Source organism: Paenibacillus barcinonensis (assembly GCF_003217495.1).
In the GTDB taxonomy this organism is placed as follows: domain Bacteria; phylum Bacillota; class Bacilli; order Paenibacillales; family Paenibacillaceae; genus Paenibacillus; species Paenibacillus barcinonensis.
On record NZ_QJSW01000015.1, the window covers coordinates 50,838 to 68,131 of the forward strand.

A 17,294-nucleotide genomic window follows, 5' to 3' on the forward strand; every position below is an offset into this window, starting at 1 on the left:
GGCCACTACATTGCTCATATTCCTGTTCTGTATCAGCGAAGTCATGGCTTGTGTATGTCCAAGACCGAGTTCGCCATACGCATTGTGGCCCAGCACCCACAAGCTTCCGTCATTTTTCACGACTTGAGTTGTACCACTGCCTCCGGACATCGCTTTCACTCCAACTTGCCATTTGCTCGGTGTAGGTACATTGTCCAATCCTGCGGATCCCCAACGATAGAGATCTCCATTTGCTGTTAACGCCAACCCAGCACTCCGGCCTGCTTCAATACCTTTAATATTACTTAGACCTGCAATCATTTCAGCTTTCCAGACCGTTTGGACTTGCCCCTTGTTGCCTAACTGATTCGAACTGGCATTTCCCCAGCCCCACACGGTACCATCACTTTTAAGTGCCAGTGCAAAGCCACTTCCAGCTGACAATGCACTGACCCCGCTGATATATGGGACTTGCGCAGGGATAAGTCGTCGATCAGATGTACGATCACCCAATTGTCCAAAGTTGTTAGCTCCCCACGACCACACGGTTCCATCTCGTTTTAAGGCGTAGCTTGCATCCCAGCCGGATGCAAGCCCTACAATCCCTTTTAACCCCGGAATTTGAACGGGTACGAGAGAAGTTTTCGTATCTCCGGTGCCCAGTTCCCCATTCACATTACCTCCCCATGACCACACGGTTCCATCCCGTTTCAGCGCCAAGCTGTACGTGTCTCCCGCTGCCACGGTTAGAATGTCGTTTAACCCCTCTACCTGCACGGCGGTCGTTTTGTTAGTTGTGGTGCCATCGCCGAGTTGTCCGTTCGCGTTATTCCCCCAGCTCCATACGCTTCCATCCGGTTTCACGAGTACGCTGTGGGAAGTGCTTGTGGACATGTGGGCTTCGATCGTGCCCGTATTTCCTTCTTCTCCAATGGTCATCCATCCTACTTCGGACCAGTTAGACCACGCGCTTTCATCTTTTACTCGCACTTGCACTTTCAGCGGTACGCCCACAGGCAACTCCTGATCCACCGTCCACGAATTTATAGCCGCAGTCACCGCCTGGTTGATCACATCGGTATCCACGATGACTTGACCCGCTTCATTCAAAATTTGCACTTGATACGCGGCAAATACCGTCAGTTCTGCATCCGTTTGGGTCCACATAATGGACGGATGACTAATGTTGGCTACCTGTGGTGTTCCTTGACTTCCAGTCGGGTAACCTAACTTAATTTGCGGAGCCACGTTATCCAGCACTTTAACCGGTACCATGCGGCTCGTGACCGTCCCGTCTCCCAACTGACCTTTGTCATTTTGTCCAAAAGACCATACACTTCCGTCAGACTTCATGGCAAACGTTGCATTAAATCCTCCAGCTGTGGCCACTACATTGCTCATATTCCTGTTCTGTATCAGCGAAGTCATGGCTTGTGTATGTCCAAGACCGAGTTCGCCATACGCATTGTGGCCCAGCACCCACAAGCTTCCGTCATTTTTCACGACTTGAGTTGTACCACTGCCTCCGGACATCGCTTTCACTCCAACTTGCCATTTGCTCGGTGTAGGTACATTGTCCAATCCTGCGGATCCCCAACGATAGAGATCTCCATTTGCTGTTAACGCCAACCCAGCACTCCGGCCTGCTTCAATACCTTTAATATTACTTAGACCTGCAATCATTTCAGCTTTCCAGACCGTTTGGACTTGCCCCTTGTTGCCTAACTGATTCGAACTGGCATTTCCCCAGCCCCACACGGTACCATCACTTTTAAGTGCCAGTGCAAAGCCACTTCCAGCTGACAATGCACTGACCCCGCTGATATATGGGACTTGCGCAGGGATAAGTCGTCGATCAGATGTACGATCACCCAATTGTCCAAAGTTGTTAGCTCCCCACGACCACACAGTTCCATCTCGTTTTAAGGCGTAGCTTGCATCCCAGCCGGATGCAAGCCCTACAATCCCTTTTAACCCCGGAATTTGAACGGGTACGAGAGAAGTTTTTGTATCTCCGGTGCCCAGTTCCCCATTCACATTACCTCCCCATGACCACACGGTTCCATCCCGTTTCAGCGCCAAGCTGTACGTGTCTCCCGCTGCCACGGTTAGAATGTCGTTTAACCCCTCTACCTGCACGGCGGTCGTTTTGTTAGTTGTGGTGCCATCGCCGAGTTGTCCGTTCGCGTTATTTCCCCAGCTCCATACGGTTCCATCTGTCTTCATTCTGATAGTATGGTTAGTCCTTGTACTTATAAGATTAGATGGTGTACTTTCATAATACAGTCCATCTTCTGATGAGTTTTCTGCTTCATCTCGGGCGACTATTTTTATAGAATAAGAGGTCCCCTTGGTTAAATTAGTAAATGTGTATTCAGAATCTCTTACATTAGTGAGATAGGTCGAATTCAGGTATACGTCGTATCCGACTACCTCTACGTTATCAGTAGAACTCTCCCAACTAATTTTTAATTGATTAATATCTCTAACTACTGTTTTAAAACCTGTTGGCTTGGAGGGAGGAGTCTTATCTACCTTTGCCTCTCCAGAGACTACCTCACTTGAATTGAATACATTATCTAGCGTTCTGGCGAACACTTTATGCAATCCTTCATTACTGATGATTACAGGTTCTTTGTAATTAATCCATTTGCTATTCTCACCAATTTTGTATTGATATATTTGAAATCCGCTATCTTTATCCTCCGCATCTAACAGTGTCACACTGACAAACTTGTTCGTCCATTTCAAAGGTTCTACAACCATCTTCGGGTTGGAAGGATTGGTTGTATCTACTTTAATCGTTTCCTCAAGTACATCAGAGTCGTTTCTATTTTTGTCTCTTGCAAAAGATTTAAATTTATAAATGCCGGTTTCAGGCAATTTAATTGGATCGGTGTATTCTTTGAAATCAGAATCATCTAAGCTATAAAATACTTTATATATTCCTGATTCATCATCTTTACCTGTTAATTTATATGCAGCATCTTTTCCATACCATTCATTCACACCTTTTACACCTAGCATGGCAGAGCTAATCGTTGGTTTGATTTCATCTTGAGTGCCCGCGGCATTCAAATCGACTGAAGGAGTAATGGTACTGTCGATATTCCCATCACCATTCTCATCAATTCTAAGTTCGATCTCACCGTTTGAATTAGTCCCAGAAGTAAAAACAGTATTAGGAGTCACAGCAATCTCATCAAATCTAACTGTTCTGACTTCTTCATCTTGTTCATTTGACCACACCAGAGAGTAGATCATGTCCCCATAACCCGTTCCCTGTAGTTTTACGTTATAATCCCCATCGTTCAAAAGAGCAATTTTTGTCTCTCCATCGGTATAAAAACTCGCAAACGGAATATTTTCTTCAAGCTCTCCTGTCTCACCGAATCCCAAGTGGTTTCCCGAATTATCATAAACATTCAAATCAACAGGGGACTCAATTTTGAGTTTCAGTGTTTTGGTAGTTTCGGTGAATTTACGAATATTAGGTGCAAGTTGACCTGGATTACCCAAAAGAATATTTTCAACTTGTTTTTGAACGTTTACATTCCCTGGAAGCTTGGTATGCTCTTCCTGAATATAATATGTTTTGCTAGGAACGAGACTTTTACCTACGCTTGCACTAATTGTAGGTACAGTGCCGTCACCTTGAATAACTCTCAGATCATTAAGAGATTGTTGAACACTGTAAGTCCTCATTTCTCCTAAAGTACTAATTTTATCTCCTATAATGTAATACGAATCTACAGAATTAAGATTATTTATAATGTTGAGGTTTTTGTGTAGCTTATCTGCATTTTCTAACATTGTGTCGTTAGACCAGGGTCTTGATTCTAATTGTTTCTTTGTAGATTCATAATCTTTAAACTTTTGTATTAATCGGTTGTCACTCCTTTTTCCAGATGAGAGATACTCTAGGCTATGTGTAAGATAATATGTATTGTTAAGCGAGAAGTACTTTCTTGAAGGTAACAATTCATAGGCAGACAATATATTAGGCATGATAGCTTTAATTTGGAAACCTACTGCGCCATCTTTCCATTGAGACCCAGTTGCATTTCCAGTCTCAAATGTGTACGCAGCCTTTGGGGCACCTAAGTAAGGGGTGCCTATTGTTACAAGTTTATCAACATTGCTCCCATTACCAAGATTAATATATTCTGTAGCAATAATCCCTCCCATACTGTGGGCAACTAGATATATTTTACTATCTGGAGAAGATGCCTTTGCAGCGGTCACTTTATCTTTTAAAAGTTTAGCATTTTTGTTAGCTCCCAAACGCCAGTCATATCCGAAATCAATAACAAAAAATTTCTTGTTTAAATAATCATGTATTGTTTTATAGAATTCGTCTTCAGGTGCTCCTGCATAGATACTCCTATCTACAGAATCACCGTTTCTATCCATTTCCAATTTAGGAATTTTATTTAATGGATTCCCGCCAGGAATCCACAATTTTGTTGATCCAGAATACAACTCTGAACCCATAATCCCTGGAATAAAAATCACTCTATGCTTGAATACCTTAACAATAACTTGTTCACTATATCCGCTTACATCCAGAGGAATAATTTCAAATTTATATGCTCCTTCCTCATTGTACGAGGAATAATTTAAGATATTCGAAATAGAGGTATCAAAATTGAAGCGTGTATCTATCATATTTCCATTCCGAAAAATATTAATCTTCACTGCATGCTCTCTGTCATCGAAATTATAGTGAATTTTTATACTCTCACCAAACTCGACCTTACTTTTTTCAGCCCACACATTTGTAGCTGCATAAGCCTCATTTGTAACCCCCAAAAAATTAAAAACCCCAAAATAAAATATAATTCCAATAATGAATATAATTGTAAAATTTCTACTGTATATACCTCTCATGTCACAAACTCACTCTCTTTCTATACTAAGCTTATTTACAATAGGACTCATTTGTGCAATCCACTTCTTTGCCCTTGTCAATGATAACCGTGACATAATTGACCACCAATTGGTCGTTAAAAACTAGCTTAACATCCGTTTCAAATGCTGTACCAATAAACGCTCTCACCTCGTTTTTTTCTATGTCACCTTCTTGTATTTTTCTCAAATAAACAACTGTACGTACTACTTCGTCATCGGTCCAACTTTCGCTTTCTTTCTGATCTATAACAAATGGCAGTTGGTTACGATCAATAACTTGTTGGACTTGACTTCGTATCTCCGATTGAACATGTTTCGAAGGAGTTTTAAAAAAATCGAGAATTGCGCTTTGGTATGGTATTAATATAAAACTCATTACAAAACTTGCTACAAAAGAAGCAATGATTGTTTTTTTTATAGCATTCTGTTTCTTCTTGTTAAGGATATATACGGCGATAACAAACGGCAGAAGTATCAAGGCTAGTATAAGGAGAGTCTGGCTTTTGGGCGGACCAATGAAAATCCTAAAACCTCCACCATCCACTGATAGAATCAATATAAGTAAGAAATAAGCAAAAAGCCCTCCTCCACCAATACTCAATATCGATACAAATATAGGTAAAATAATTCTCAAAATGAAATTCATCCCCTTCCCATATTAAAATCGGAATAACTTACAAATAATTGAATAGAAAATTAAGCAAATTGCAAATATATTTTCACCACTTATCTTATGAGACAGATAAGAAACTACGAACACATAACTAGATTTAGAGCCTGTGAATCTACAACCAACAGAAACAAGACTACCTCCTGCCGCATAACCCAGCAAAAGATAGCCCTTTTCCATACCACTTCAATTCCTTAACTTACACCAGCTTCTTGCGAATATATCCCGAGATCAGGTCAATGATCGTGATCATCACGATGATGCCGAGCAGGATAATGCCGACACGCGGCCAGTTGCGTGTACTGAGTGCAAAGATCAGCGGTGTTCCGATACCACCTGCGCCGATCACACCAAGAATCGTGGCAGAACGCACATTAATCTCAAAACGATACAGCGTATAGTTCAGGAAGCCTGGAATGACCTGCGGCAGGATGGCAAACCATAGCTGCTGCATCCGGGTTGCCCCTGAAGCCAATAGCGCCTCGGACGGGCCGTAATCAATATTCTCAACCTCATCCGCAAACAGCTTACCCAGCATGCCGATCGAGTGCAGTCCCAGAGCCAACACCCCGGCGAACGAGCCAGGACCGACAGCCTTGATGAACAAGAGAGCCATAATAATCTCCGGGAACGTGCGGATGAAGCTGAGCATCATTTTCCCCGCACCCGAGATGGCTCGATGTCCGCTCATATTGCGTGCAGACCAGAAGGCAAACGGGATACAGAGCACGGCGGAGATCACGGTACCCAATACAGAAATCGCCAATGTATCGAGCAATCCACGCAGCAAATCCTCGCCTTCCGGCAAATAGACAAAATTCCAGTCGGGCGAGAAAATGCCTGCAACTATCGCCTTCATAATTTGTCCGGCAGTTTCCTTGAAACCCGTAAACGGTACGCCCGCAAGTGCCCACGCATAGACTAGAATTAATAACAAAATAATGATCCAGCGCAGCGGGTTTCTCCGTTGTGTGGGTCTTGGCCGTATACGGCTCGCTTCATTTTTCATCATAACAATTTCTCCCGCAGCTTAGTGCTCACATAGTCGATAATCAGAACAATCGCCAGTGTGAAAATAATAATCGTATTGGTCTTGTCATACTCCAAGAACCCGAGTGTCGCTTCATAATAAAGTCCGATACCTCCGGCTCCGACCAATCCCAGAATGGCGGCGGCACGCACGTTAATCTCGAAGGCATACAGCACGTAAGACGTAAACTGTGCCGCAATTTGAGGAACAACACCGTACACAATGAGCTGAATCCGGTTCATGCCTACAGCGGTCATCGCTTCAAGCGGCCCCTTGTCAATCGTCTCCAGTGTTTCATACGTAAGCTTGGCAATCAGCCCTACCGAGAATACAGCCAGTGCGAGAATACCCGGAACCGGCCCCAATCCAAATACAGCAACAAACAGTGCCGCCAGTAGCAGATCGGGTATCGTACGAATAAGGTTCAGCAGAAAACGTGCCGGATAATAAATCCAGCGGCTTGGCGCCAGATTACCCGCACAGATAATCGAGATCGGAATCGCGAGAATCGCGCCAATTGTCGTGCCCAGCAGCGCCATACGAATCGTCTCCAGCATGCCCTGTACGATGTTGTCAAAATAACTCCAGCGCGGTGGAAACATCTCCTTCAGCAGCTTCCACATCTCAGGGATTCCCGTAATTAAATCAGTGATCCCCGCTCCCGTCTGCTTCGCACTCGCCCATAGCAGTAGCAAAATGAGCACCAGTGTCAGCACATGTTTGGTACGACCTGGCGGTTTAGGACGATGTACGACCTGACTCGGACTGGCTCCAGAGCCCGGCCCCCTTCCTTTCCCTGCCGATCCACCTGCATTCTGCAATGAAACGTTAGCTTCTTGCTTCATACCAGCACTTCTCCCTGCTCATGCACAGCCTGCTTGTCCAGCAACTCATCTGCCAGAATCGGTCTGCCATAAATTTCAGCAAAGCGCTCATCCGTCGCCTCTTCCACCGGGCCGTCAAATACCACTTCGCCCGCCCGCAGGCCAACGATGCGTGTCGCATACTCTCTTGCAAGATCAATAAAGTGCAGATTAACAATGGTTGTAATTCCAAGGTCCTGATTGATTCGTTTGAGATCATCCATAACCTGTTTGGTCGTCAGCGGATCAAGTGAGGCAACGGGCTCATCTGCCAGAATAATTTTTGCTTCCTGTGCAAGCACACGCGCAATCGCTACACGCTGCTGCTGTCCACCAGACAGCTGGTCCGCACGGGAATAAGCTTTTTCGGAGATATTCACCCGATCCAGTGCGTCAAAGGCAAGCTCGACATCCTCCTTGGGAAAACGGCCCAGAATGGTGCGAAGTGTGGAATGGTACCCCACCCGACCAGCCAATACGTTGCGCAGCACGCTAGAGCGTTTGACCAGATTAAAGCTCTGGAAGATCATGCCGATATCCCGGCGAATCATACGCAGACGTTTGCCTTGTGCCTTGGTGATGGAACTGCCGTTAATCAAAATCTCACCTTCACTAATATCATGCAGCCGGTTGATGGAACGCAGTAATGTGGATTTGCCTGCGCCAGACAAACCGACCACCGCGATAAATTCTCCCTGCTTAAATTTCAAATTGATGTTATTCAGGCCTTTCGTGCCGTTGGCATACGTTTTGGTCACATTGTGAAGCTCAATCATCGCGTTAATCCTTCTTTCATCCTTAGTTTCTTACATGCTCCTGCACATTTTGCTATGCCTGGCCGTACCAGCCTGCCGAGAGTTCTGGTAATAATGGCACAAGCCAGCGCAGCGCTAATTACGCTGAACTGGCCTGTTCACTGTTGTGAGCGATACACATCATCTGAAAAACTACTCTTTTTTCACTTTCTCGTTATACTGACGAACGATATCAAACTTGCTGTCATCGGATGCCACATAACCTTCGTGCGTGTAGATTTCTTTGATGATCTGATGTCCTTCCGTATCTTTACCGATATCAATGAAGGCTTGTTTGATCTTGGCAGTCCAATCTGCATTCATATCGCTGCGAACAGCAATCGTATCGTTCGGAATTGGCTCAGTGAATGCAAGCACGCGTGTGTCTTTAAATACATTCGGGTAGTCTTTGGACACCGTATTACGGGCATCCTGGAAAATAGCTGCTGCATCTACATCACCGTTCAATACAGCGATAACCCCTTGGTCATGGCCTTTAACGGTTACAGGCTGTACATCCTTGAGCGGATCAATGCCGCGATCCATCAGCAGTGCCGCAGGCCATACATAACCCGCAGAGGACGTTACGTTCTGATAGGCAATTTTTTTACCTTTCAGATCCTCAATGGACTGGATCGGGGAGTCTTTTTTCACAATAATCATGGATTTATACGAATCTGCCAGTTGCTCTGTCGGAGCGCCCGTCTCATCATTCACACCAAAGCGTTGAGCTTGCAAAATCACCTGTGCTGCCCCTTTTTCCTTCGCCAGTACATAAGCCGTTGGAGGCAGGAAACCTACATCTACTTTTTTGGAAGCCATCGCTTCAATGATCGTGTTATAGTCTGTCGATACGCTGACTTTTACCGGGATACCCAGCTTGTCGCCAAGCAGCTTCTCCAGCGGTTTAGCCTTCGCTTCAAGGGTGTCTGCATTCTGGGAAGGAACGAATTGCACCGTCAATTCCGTTGGAACATAACCATCAGCCGTTTTGTCTTTCTCAGCTGGTTCTGTCGATGTGCCGGATGTGCCCGAACTCGCCTGAGCTTCGCTCGATGAATTGGTTGTAGCGTTAGACCCGCATGCACTCAGGAACAGAACTAAAATTAACAATGGTAAAAATAAAGCAGACTTCTTCAATCGAACACCCTCCAAAAGTTTTTCTATTTTTCAATACTTATCTACTATAATTGGCAAATATTCGCGTGATGTGAAACGAACTTTGGAGTTTTGTAAAGTTTCTTGTCATGCTGTCAGCTTGACGATCATCTGTTAAAATAGGCTCATTATGGTCGATGATACAGGATGAAATACACGTAGATTCAGGCTTTCCGCCTCTGATTTAGGTCATTTCGTCTTCTGTATATGCTATTCATGCCATATATCTAAACTTATATATTAGAGGAGATTGTAAAATGACTCGCATTCCCCCTACAACAAACGTTGAATTCATGTTCACCAGCGACCTTCACGGGGCCATTCGCCCGATCCATTACAATACCAATGCATATCGTCCAGCAGGTCTCGCTCTGCTGGCCTCTCTTATTCGCCAGGAAGGGGAGCGCTCACCTGAGCTGCTGCTCATTGACAACGGAGACTTGCTGCAAGGCTCCCCCCTTGCCTCGTATGCGGCTTCGCACATTGCCAAAGATGGTATCCATCCTTTCATTAACGTGTTAAATGAGCTTGGATACGATGCCGCTGTGCCGGGTAATCATGAGTTCAACTATGGGCAGGAGCTGCTATTCGGAGCGGTGAAAAGTTCAGCCTTTCCGTGGCTGTCTGCCAACATTGTGATGAAAGGGGAGCAGCAAACGCCAGAACTTTCGCATAAAGAGCTTCATGCCACTGCCCTCACGGATAATATGCACCTTGAAGAACTCGCTAGCGCACCTGCCGGGGCGGGCACCCCTGCTTTTGGCCATCCGTATCTGGTCAAAACACTCTCTTCCGGCGTAAAAATTGCGTTGCTCGGCGCCACCACACATTACATTCCCAACTGGGAACATCCAAAAAATATCGAAGGTCTGCACTTTCTGGATGCACTGGAAACCATTCGTGCGTGGGTGGCATACATTCGTGAATATGAACACCCCGATGTGCTGGTGGTCAGTTATCATGGCGGGTTCGAGTGTGATCTGGAAACGGGAGAGCCTGCGGAGCGTTTAACGGGGGAAAATCAGGCCTATGCCATCTGCCGGGAGATCGAAGGTATTGATGTATTGCTCACGGGGCATCAGCACCGCCAGTTGACCGCCGAAATTCATGGGGTAACCGTGATTCAACCCGGATTCAACGGAAGTGCAGCAGGTCATGTGTCAGTACAGCTTGAGCAGCTGCCGGGCGGCAAATGGGCAGTGACGGACAAAAAAGCGCGTTTATTGCTGCTGGATGAGCACCCCGATCTCAAGCCTGACCCACTCGTGATGAAGCTGACTGAAGAGCTGGAGGCCTCCGCACAGACATGGCTGGATCAACCGATTGGCGAAGTCGCGGGGGATGGTGATTTGTCTATTGCGAGCGCCGCGCAGCTTCGGCTTCAGGCGCATCCTTTTATTGAATTTGTGCATCAGGTACAGCTCGAAGCAACAGGTGCTCAATTATCCAACACAGCGATGCTTAGCGAAGAGGCTCGCGGATTCGGCAGACAGATTACGGTACGTGATGTGTTATCAAACTTCATTTATCCTAACACCCTGACTGTGCTTGAACTGAGCGGAGCGGATATTCGGGAGGCACTGGAGCAGACCGCACGGTATTTCGAGCTAGACGCTTCAGGCAAAGTGGCCGTGAATCCCGCATACATGCAGCCCAAACCTCAGCATTATAATTACGACATGTGGGCCGGGATCGAATACGAACTGGACATCTCTAAGACGGTTGGTAGCCGTGTGGTACAGTTGGAGCGTGAAGGCAAACCGCTGGAGATGGACGCAACTTACGCTGTGGTGATGAACAGCTATCGTGCTGCAGGCGGTGGAGATTATGCGATGTATCCGGGCAAAAAAGTGCTGCACGAAGGCGCCACAGATATGGCGGCACTCGTGGAAGATTATATTCGCCGGCACCAGCCGTTGCAGGTAAATGAAGTGCATAACTGGAAGGTGACTTGTTAAAGGAGCAAATACAGGTTCATATGAACCTTGTCATGTATTAAAGGTCGTGACAATAACGTCCAGACGCACAGAGGGGGACAGTCTTTTAAATCAACTGGCATACTGCGGTGCTCAGGCGACGGGGAGTATGCTCCACTAACTGGTGTACTGTGATACTCGGGCGGAGAGGTAGCATGAGCAGGAAGTGGAGACCTCTACACAATGATTGTAATGATCCTGAGCGAACTTATTCTGCTCATTTTCCATCGAACTGAATTCTAGCGATCACTAGTGGCCTCATTCCTCCAGAAAACCATTATTCCAGCTCCAAATGTGCTGCATCTCGCTAAATAGCGTCAATCAGAATCGTTACATTTTAGACTTGGGTAAAAACAACAGGCAGATAAGGTTTCCTGTGAACGTTAGAGTATAGCTGCCCTATGCCTTCTCCAAATTCGCCAAGCTGTCTTGACTGATTGCGTAACATATTAAAGAGGACTTCCCGTCATAACCAATGACTTTACGGAAGTCCTCTTTGTTCTACTTCATATTCATTCTTCAATGCAATCAAAATAAGCAACGGAACCAGCCATATGAGAAAAAGATTAGCCACTGCGATGGCCGTCCTGTTTTTCCCAAAATGATAAAACATCCAGCAGAACAGAGAAAGTAGCACACCTATCGGATATGACAGCAGCAGCACTTTGCACCATCATATCTCCTGCTGTACGCTCCCACGCCCATTCACATCTCTGCTTCCACAAAATTCTCAGCCCCTGCTTGACCTATTGGCGCGTTGCACCATGCTTTACTTTGATTTACTCTACTTTGATTTATTGTACTCCCGTATCTTCTCATCGCTTCATTCCGATCCAATCCGTTTGCAGACTACTGTGCCTTCTTCCGCAGTTGGCTATGGTACAGCTCACTATAGAATCCGCCCTGCTTCAGCAGTTCGTTATGCGATCCCTGCTCCAGCAGCTGTCCATCCTTCAGCACCAAAATCCGATCAGCCTGACGGATCGTGTTCAGCCTGTGCGCAATGACAAAGCTGGTGCGGCCTTGCATCAAACGTTCGAGCCCTTCCTGAATTTTGATCTCGGTCACGGTGTCAATGCTGCTGGTGGCCTCGTCCAGCACCAGAATGGACGGGTCAGCCAAAATGGCCCGGGCAATGGCAAGCAACTGCTTCTGCCCTTGGCTGATGCCGCTTCCATCTGCTTGAAGCACACGGTCGTATCCATCCTTCATTCGCATGATGAAGGAGTGTGCATTCGCCATTTTAGAGGCAGCCTCCACCTCTTCATCCGTGGCATCCAGCCGTCCGAACCTGATATTTTCACGGATCGTTCCTTGAAACAAAAATGAATCCTGCAACACAAATGCCATATGTGAGCGCAGATTTTCACGCCGAATGCTTGTCATCGGATGTCCATCAACGGTAATGGCTCCACTTGTCGGATCATAGAAACGGGATAATAGCTGAATCAGCGTGGTTTTCCCCGCTCCCGTTGGCCCCACCAGCGCAATCATCTCGCCGGGCCTAGCCTGGAAGCTAATACCGCGCAAAATATCACGCCCTTCATCGTATCCGAACGATACGTTGTCGAACCGGACGTTGCCCTCCATTTTATCCAAAGCAATTGCTGCCCCTTCGTCCTTGGCCTCCTCATCCTCGTCCAGCACCTCGAACACCCGCTCAGCACCCGCAATCGCAGACAACAGCGTGTTCCACTGATTCGCCAAATCGTTTAACGGACGTGTGAATTGACGCGCATATTCTACAAAGATAATGATGACTCCCACGGTCACAGAACCCTGAATAGCCAAAATCCCCCCGATCCCCGCTACAATCGCGAAACTCAGGTTGTTAAGCCCATTCATCAGCTTCGGGATAAAACCAGATATGGTCTGCGCCCAGAAGGCCGAGATGCGGATACGCATATTCCGCTCTTCAAAGCCGCGAATAACCCGCTCCTCCTGTGAAAAAGCCTTGATGATGCGCTGCCCGGATAACGTTTCCTCAATATAACCGTTGAGTTCGCCCAGATTGCGCTGCCGCTCTTTGAAAAGCGGGCCAGTTCGGCGGGTAATCCATCTCATGCCGAGAGCCATCAGAGGCACAACGATAAATGTAAGCAAGGTCAGCAGCGGACTAAGCCACAGCATTACCCCTAGTGTGCCAAGCAAGGTTAACACACTTGAAAAAATCTGAATAGCCGAGCTGTTCAGCGTACTGCTGACATTCTCAATATCATTGGTCACCCGGCTCATAATCTCCCCCTGCTGACGTTTACCAAAGAACGGAATTGGCAATTTGTGCAGATGAGAGAACAGGTCATAACGCATTCGAAATACCGTTTCCTGAGCAATCTCAATCATCCATATATTTTGCAGCCAAGAGGTAAGTGAAAAGAGGATATACACCGCTGTCAGTCCCAGCAGAAAAGTGATCCAGCTAGAGCTAGTCGCTTTTCCGTCAATAAATTGATCCACCGCCACGCCGACCATATAAGGACCAAGCAAGGCCAGAGCAGAGCTGGCAAAAACCATTAGCAGCACTAGCGAAAGCTTTACCTTACGGCGTGCAAGGTAGCTCCAGATGCGCCCCAGTGTACCTGACCAGTTCTTGGCTCTTGCCTTCGGCTTGCGTCCACTGCCTGAACGAAGTGATTCGGGATCAAGTGCAGGCCGTGGCTGACGGAACGGCTCAATGAATGCTTTGAACATACTGAGCACCCTCCCCGTATTGTGATTCATGGATTCGGCGATACAATGCCGACGACTCCATCAAGTCTTCATGCTTGCCCTGTCCAATTAGCTGGCCATCGTCCAATAACAGGATCAAGTCGGCCGAAGTCGTCGAGCTGATCTTCTGTGTAATAATAAACGTCGTACAGGAGAGCTCTTCTAACGCATCCAGCAGGCGACCTTCGGTCGCTACATCCAGTGCACTTGTGCTGTCATCCAGAATGAGAATGCTTGGACGGCGCACCAAAGCTCGCGCAATCGAGAGACGCTGCTTCTGCCCACCGGAAAGGTTAACCCCCCTTTGACCCAGCAACGTATCATATCCATTCGGAAGCTGCTCGATCGTCTCATGAATTTGCGCACCCCTCGCAGCCTCCACAATCTCCTGCATCGTCGCATCCTCACGTCCCCAAGCAATATTCTCCCGCACGGAGCCAGTGAATAAAATGACTTCTTGAGGCACATAGCCGATTGAACCGCGAAGCGTCGGCAAATCCAGCGCTGACGCATTGGTGCCATCAATACACACTTCGCCCTGTTCTTCGGTATACAATCGCGGAATAAGCTGCACCAAAGATGTTTTTCCTGATCCGGTTGCGCCCATGATGGCAATTCGTTCCCCTGCTTTGGCTGAGAACGAAATATTCTCAAGCACTTTAATCTCGCTATTGGGGTAACTGAAACGAACGTTGCGAAACTCCACCGCACCCTGTACAGCACGAGAATTCTGTTCGTTGCGTGTAGAACCAGAGCCTCCTGAAGGATGGTTTGAACTTGTGGAGTCAGCACGATCCGACCATCGCTCGGATACACCTGTTCTAGCATTTTCACGATGCCCCATCTGTCCAGACCGACCAGCCAAGCTCCGCTGCTCCGTCCGTTCCGTCTCCGACGTATCCTCTGTCTCGAACACTTCATTCAGACGCTGTGCTGAAGCACTTGCCCGAGAAAAGGTAACCAGAATCCACGATAACGCCGACATCGCTCCGATCGTACGCAGCAGATAATTGATAACAGCAACGACCTCACCCACTGTTGCTGAACCAGAGGCGATATCCAGTCGCCCGAACCATAACACGGCGATAATACAGCCATTCATCATCAGCAGCATGAACGGCATGGTCGTTTCCGTCAGGCGCAGCGCGGAGATTGTACCCTTCATCAGCTTGCCGCTGAAGCCGGCAAAGCGTTCAATCTCATGGCCCATCCGAACAAAAACACGGATCAGCCGAATGCCTGTCAGATTTTCCTGGATGACACCGTTCACGGCATCCAGTCTGCGCTGCACATTACGGAACAGCAGCGCTGCCTTTTTGATCATCCAGATGACAAAGACAAGCAGCACAGGTATCATAACCACCAGCAGCAATCCCAGCCTTGGGTTCACCACCACCGCCATGATCATGCTGCCAATCACCACCAGCGGCACTCGTGTCATGAAGCGCAGACTCATGAAAATGGTATCCTGCACCTGACTGACATCGCCGGTCAATCGGGTAATGAGCGATGAAGTGGCAAAGCGGTTAAACACCGCATAGGAAAACGTTTGCATCTTCTCATAAAGCTTCTCCCTCAGGTCATATCCAAATCCCAGACTGGCATGAGAGGCAAAAAATGAACTTGCAATGCCTGCGGCAAAAGCGATCAGCGCACTTACCACCAGCACGCCTCCCCACATCCACACGACATTCAGGTCCCCTTGCTGGATACCGTTATCAATAATTTTGGAGATCAGATACGGCTGAGCCAGCTCCACCGTTAATTCAATCAGCATCATCACTAACGCTGCAATGGCGGCGACCCGGTACTTTTTCAAGTGAACAAACAGCTTGATCATTCCCATTCCTCCAGCCCGGAGCATCGTTCAGGCGATCCTGCGCCAGATTGTTGCCATCAGCTCCGTTATTCTCTTTCTTTAACTCTATGTAAAATTTCACGTAACCTATACGACTATTATATCGCATTTTTCCATTTTACATCGTTACGTTCTTCTCATTCTTACTATTAACCTCAAACAAGATGCTGAAATCCACCATTCGGGAACTACAATTTGTAGTAAAAAAATGAAAAGGATACCCTGTCTGTTAAGCCAGACTCAGGATATCCTGTTGATACTTGTCATGCTCGATTTACCTCAAAATTAGGACCATTACCTGAAAACAGGCGCTGCATCGCAGCAGTCTTACTTAATCCCTTTGGCCTTAGCCATATGCTCGGCTCGAATCTGTTGATCCGTTGAATTCGCGGCATGCAGCATGTCCCGAATCGCTAGAATATCCTGTTCTTTATACAAGGTCTCGGGAAGCTCGGACTCCAGCCGTTCGGTCTTGCGCTGAATCGTTTCCACTAATTCATGGTCGTAGATCACTAGCTCATCAGAATTCACGTACCTTATGGCCGGGTCTACGCTGATGCGGCAGCGATTCGTAAACGTGACCATAGAAACCACCCGAACCCGCTTGTAATCGCCAAGATGAGCTTGAATGGCTTCCACATGGGCACGGTGCTGCATGAGCGGATTGTACATTTTGACCCGACTGCTGCTGACAGACCAATTGGCCTCCCGACGACCGCCGCGAATCTCTCCTGTTGTCAGATTCCGGGTTTCGATCACAAAAATCGCCCGCGGTCCCACAACGACATGATCAACCTGTGAATATCCTGAACGCGACTTCGGATTGCTGACCAGCAGATCGTTCAGCACGCTATACTCACGAGGCAGAGCCATCAGAAGCTCGGCTGTTGAAGGCTCTTGCGGCGTGCTGCTCCAATCGGGATCAGACTTCTTCTTCTTTTTGCGCCGACTGCGTGTCATACGAGGGGGAATACTTGTAGCTGGCGACAAAACGGAAGCGGCAGACGGAATAGCATCTGTAAGTGGGTTTGCAAGCTCCGGTCGTGTCTTGAACAGAGACAGAATTTTCTTGAACATGGGCAAGCTCCGTTCTATTTAGAGTGGCAACTTTTATGATGTAGATGTTTCGTTACCCCACATCGTGCAGAGGTTCGGCACCTTATAATCAAGCAATACTTCTATACCTTATGTCGGATAAAGTCGAACAAAAGTAAAGGGCATTGGATCAATTTCATGGTTATGTCAAAAGCACATGATGTGTAATACCCCAATCTGCGACTTCAGACACATGTCCCACTCCAAATAAATAACTAAAATTTCAAGAAAAAACAGCAGCCCCTTGCCAT

10 protein-coding genes are annotated in these 17,294 nt (G+C 47.1%); 1 reads left to right on the plus strand and 9 read right to left on the minus strand.

Annotated elements, in window-relative coordinates:
* From DFQ00_RS20060 to DFQ00_RS20085, 6 genes are all read right to left on the minus strand, one after another.
* Positions 1 to 4,869, minus strand: a 4,869-nt coding sequence (locus DFQ00_RS20060; RefSeq protein WP_110898265.1) for an RCC1 domain-containing protein, incomplete at its 3' end; no start/stop codon positions are given.
* A gap of 31 nt (positions 4,870 to 4,900) precedes the next feature.
* On the minus strand, positions 4,901 to 5,524 hold the full coding sequence (locus DFQ00_RS20065; protein ID WP_110898266.1) for a hypothetical protein: 624 nt from the start codon (positions 5,522 to 5,524) through the stop codon (positions 4,901 to 4,903).
* A 235-nt stretch (positions 5,525 to 5,759) separates the two neighbouring features.
* Positions 5,760 to 6,572: a phosphonate ABC transporter, permease protein PhnE gene (phnE, locus tag DFQ00_RS20070; RefSeq protein WP_110898267.1), complete on the minus strand. Its 813-nt coding sequence runs from the start codon at positions 6,570 to 6,572 to the stop codon at positions 5,760 to 5,762.
* Positions 6,569 to 7,435, minus strand: a complete 867-nt coding sequence (gene phnE / locus DFQ00_RS20075) for a phosphonate ABC transporter, permease protein PhnE (RefSeq protein WP_110898268.1) — start codon at positions 7,433 to 7,435, stop codon at positions 6,569 to 6,571. The genes phnE (DFQ00_RS20070) and phnE (DFQ00_RS20075) overlap by 4 nt, the downstream gene beginning before the upstream one ends.
* Positions 7,432 to 8,229 (minus strand): phosphonate ABC transporter ATP-binding protein, encoded by a 798-nt coding sequence (phnC, locus tag DFQ00_RS20080; RefSeq protein WP_110898269.1) that lies wholly within the window; start codon positions 8,227 to 8,229, stop codon positions 7,432 to 7,434. The genes phnE (DFQ00_RS20075) and phnC overlap by 4 nt, the downstream gene beginning before the upstream one ends.
* 171 nt (positions 8,230 to 8,400) lie before the next feature.
* Complete coding sequence (locus DFQ00_RS20085; RefSeq protein WP_110898270.1) at positions 8,401 to 9,387, minus strand: phosphate/phosphite/phosphonate ABC transporter substrate-binding protein; 987 nt, start codon at positions 9,385 to 9,387, stop codon at positions 8,401 to 8,403.
* A 275-nt stretch (positions 9,388 to 9,662) separates the two neighbouring features.
* Between DFQ00_RS20085 and DFQ00_RS20090 the strand changes: the two genes are divergently transcribed.
* Positions 9,663 to 11,363, plus strand: coding sequence for a bifunctional metallophosphatase/5'-nucleotidase (locus DFQ00_RS20090; RefSeq protein WP_110898271.1), 1,701 nt, complete (start codon positions 9,663 to 9,665; stop codon positions 11,361 to 11,363).
* An 867-nt stretch (positions 11,364 to 12,230) separates the two neighbouring features.
* Here the strand turns inward: DFQ00_RS20090 and DFQ00_RS20100 are convergent.
* The 3 genes from DFQ00_RS20100 to DFQ00_RS20110 form a co-directional block, all read right to left on the minus strand.
* Entirely contained in the window at positions 12,231 to 14,072 is a 1,842-nt protein-coding gene (locus DFQ00_RS20100) for an ABC transporter ATP-binding protein (RefSeq protein ID WP_110898273.1), read from the minus strand.
* The gene (locus tag DFQ00_RS20105) at positions 14,053 to 15,936 is read right to left on the minus strand and encodes an ABC transporter ATP-binding protein (protein ID WP_110898274.1); all 1,884 of its coding nucleotides are present in this window, start codon (positions 15,934 to 15,936) and stop codon (positions 14,053 to 14,055) included. The genes DFQ00_RS20100 and DFQ00_RS20105 overlap by 20 nt, the downstream gene beginning before the upstream one ends.
* 339 nt (positions 15,937 to 16,275) lie before the next feature.
* Entirely contained in the window at positions 16,276 to 17,025 is a 750-nt protein-coding gene (locus tag DFQ00_RS20110) for a nuclease-related domain-containing protein (RefSeq protein ID WP_110898275.1), read from the minus strand.
* Positions 17,026 to 17,294 lie beyond the last annotated feature (269 nt).

Bases quoted from the DNA above. Each gene is read 5' to 3' on its own strand.
- phnE (WP_110898268.1), bottom strand. From the start codon at position 7,435: ATGAAGCAAGAAGCTAACGTTTCATTGCAGAATGCAGGTGGATCGGCA.
- DFQ00_RS20110 (WP_110898275.1), bottom strand. From the start codon at position 17,025: ATGTTCAAGAAAATTCTGTCTCTGTTCAAGACACGACCGGAGCTTGCA.
- DFQ00_RS20100 (WP_110898273.1), bottom strand. From the start codon at position 14,072: ATGTTCAAAGCATTCATTGAGCCGTTCCGTCAGCCACGGCCTGCACTT.
- phnC (WP_110898269.1), bottom strand. From the start codon at position 8,229: ATGATTGAGCTTCACAATGTGACCAAAACGTATGCCAACGGCACGAAA.
- DFQ00_RS20090 (WP_110898271.1), top strand. From the start codon at position 9,663: ATGACTCGCATTCCCCCTACAACAAACGTTGAATTCATGTTCACCAGC.
- DFQ00_RS20105 (WP_110898274.1), bottom strand. From the start codon at position 15,936: ATGGGAATGATCAAGCTGTTTGTTCACTTGAAAAAGTACCGGGTCGCC.
- phnE (WP_110898267.1), bottom strand. From the start codon at position 6,572: ATGATGAAAAATGAAGCGAGCCGTATACGGCCAAGACCCACACAACGG.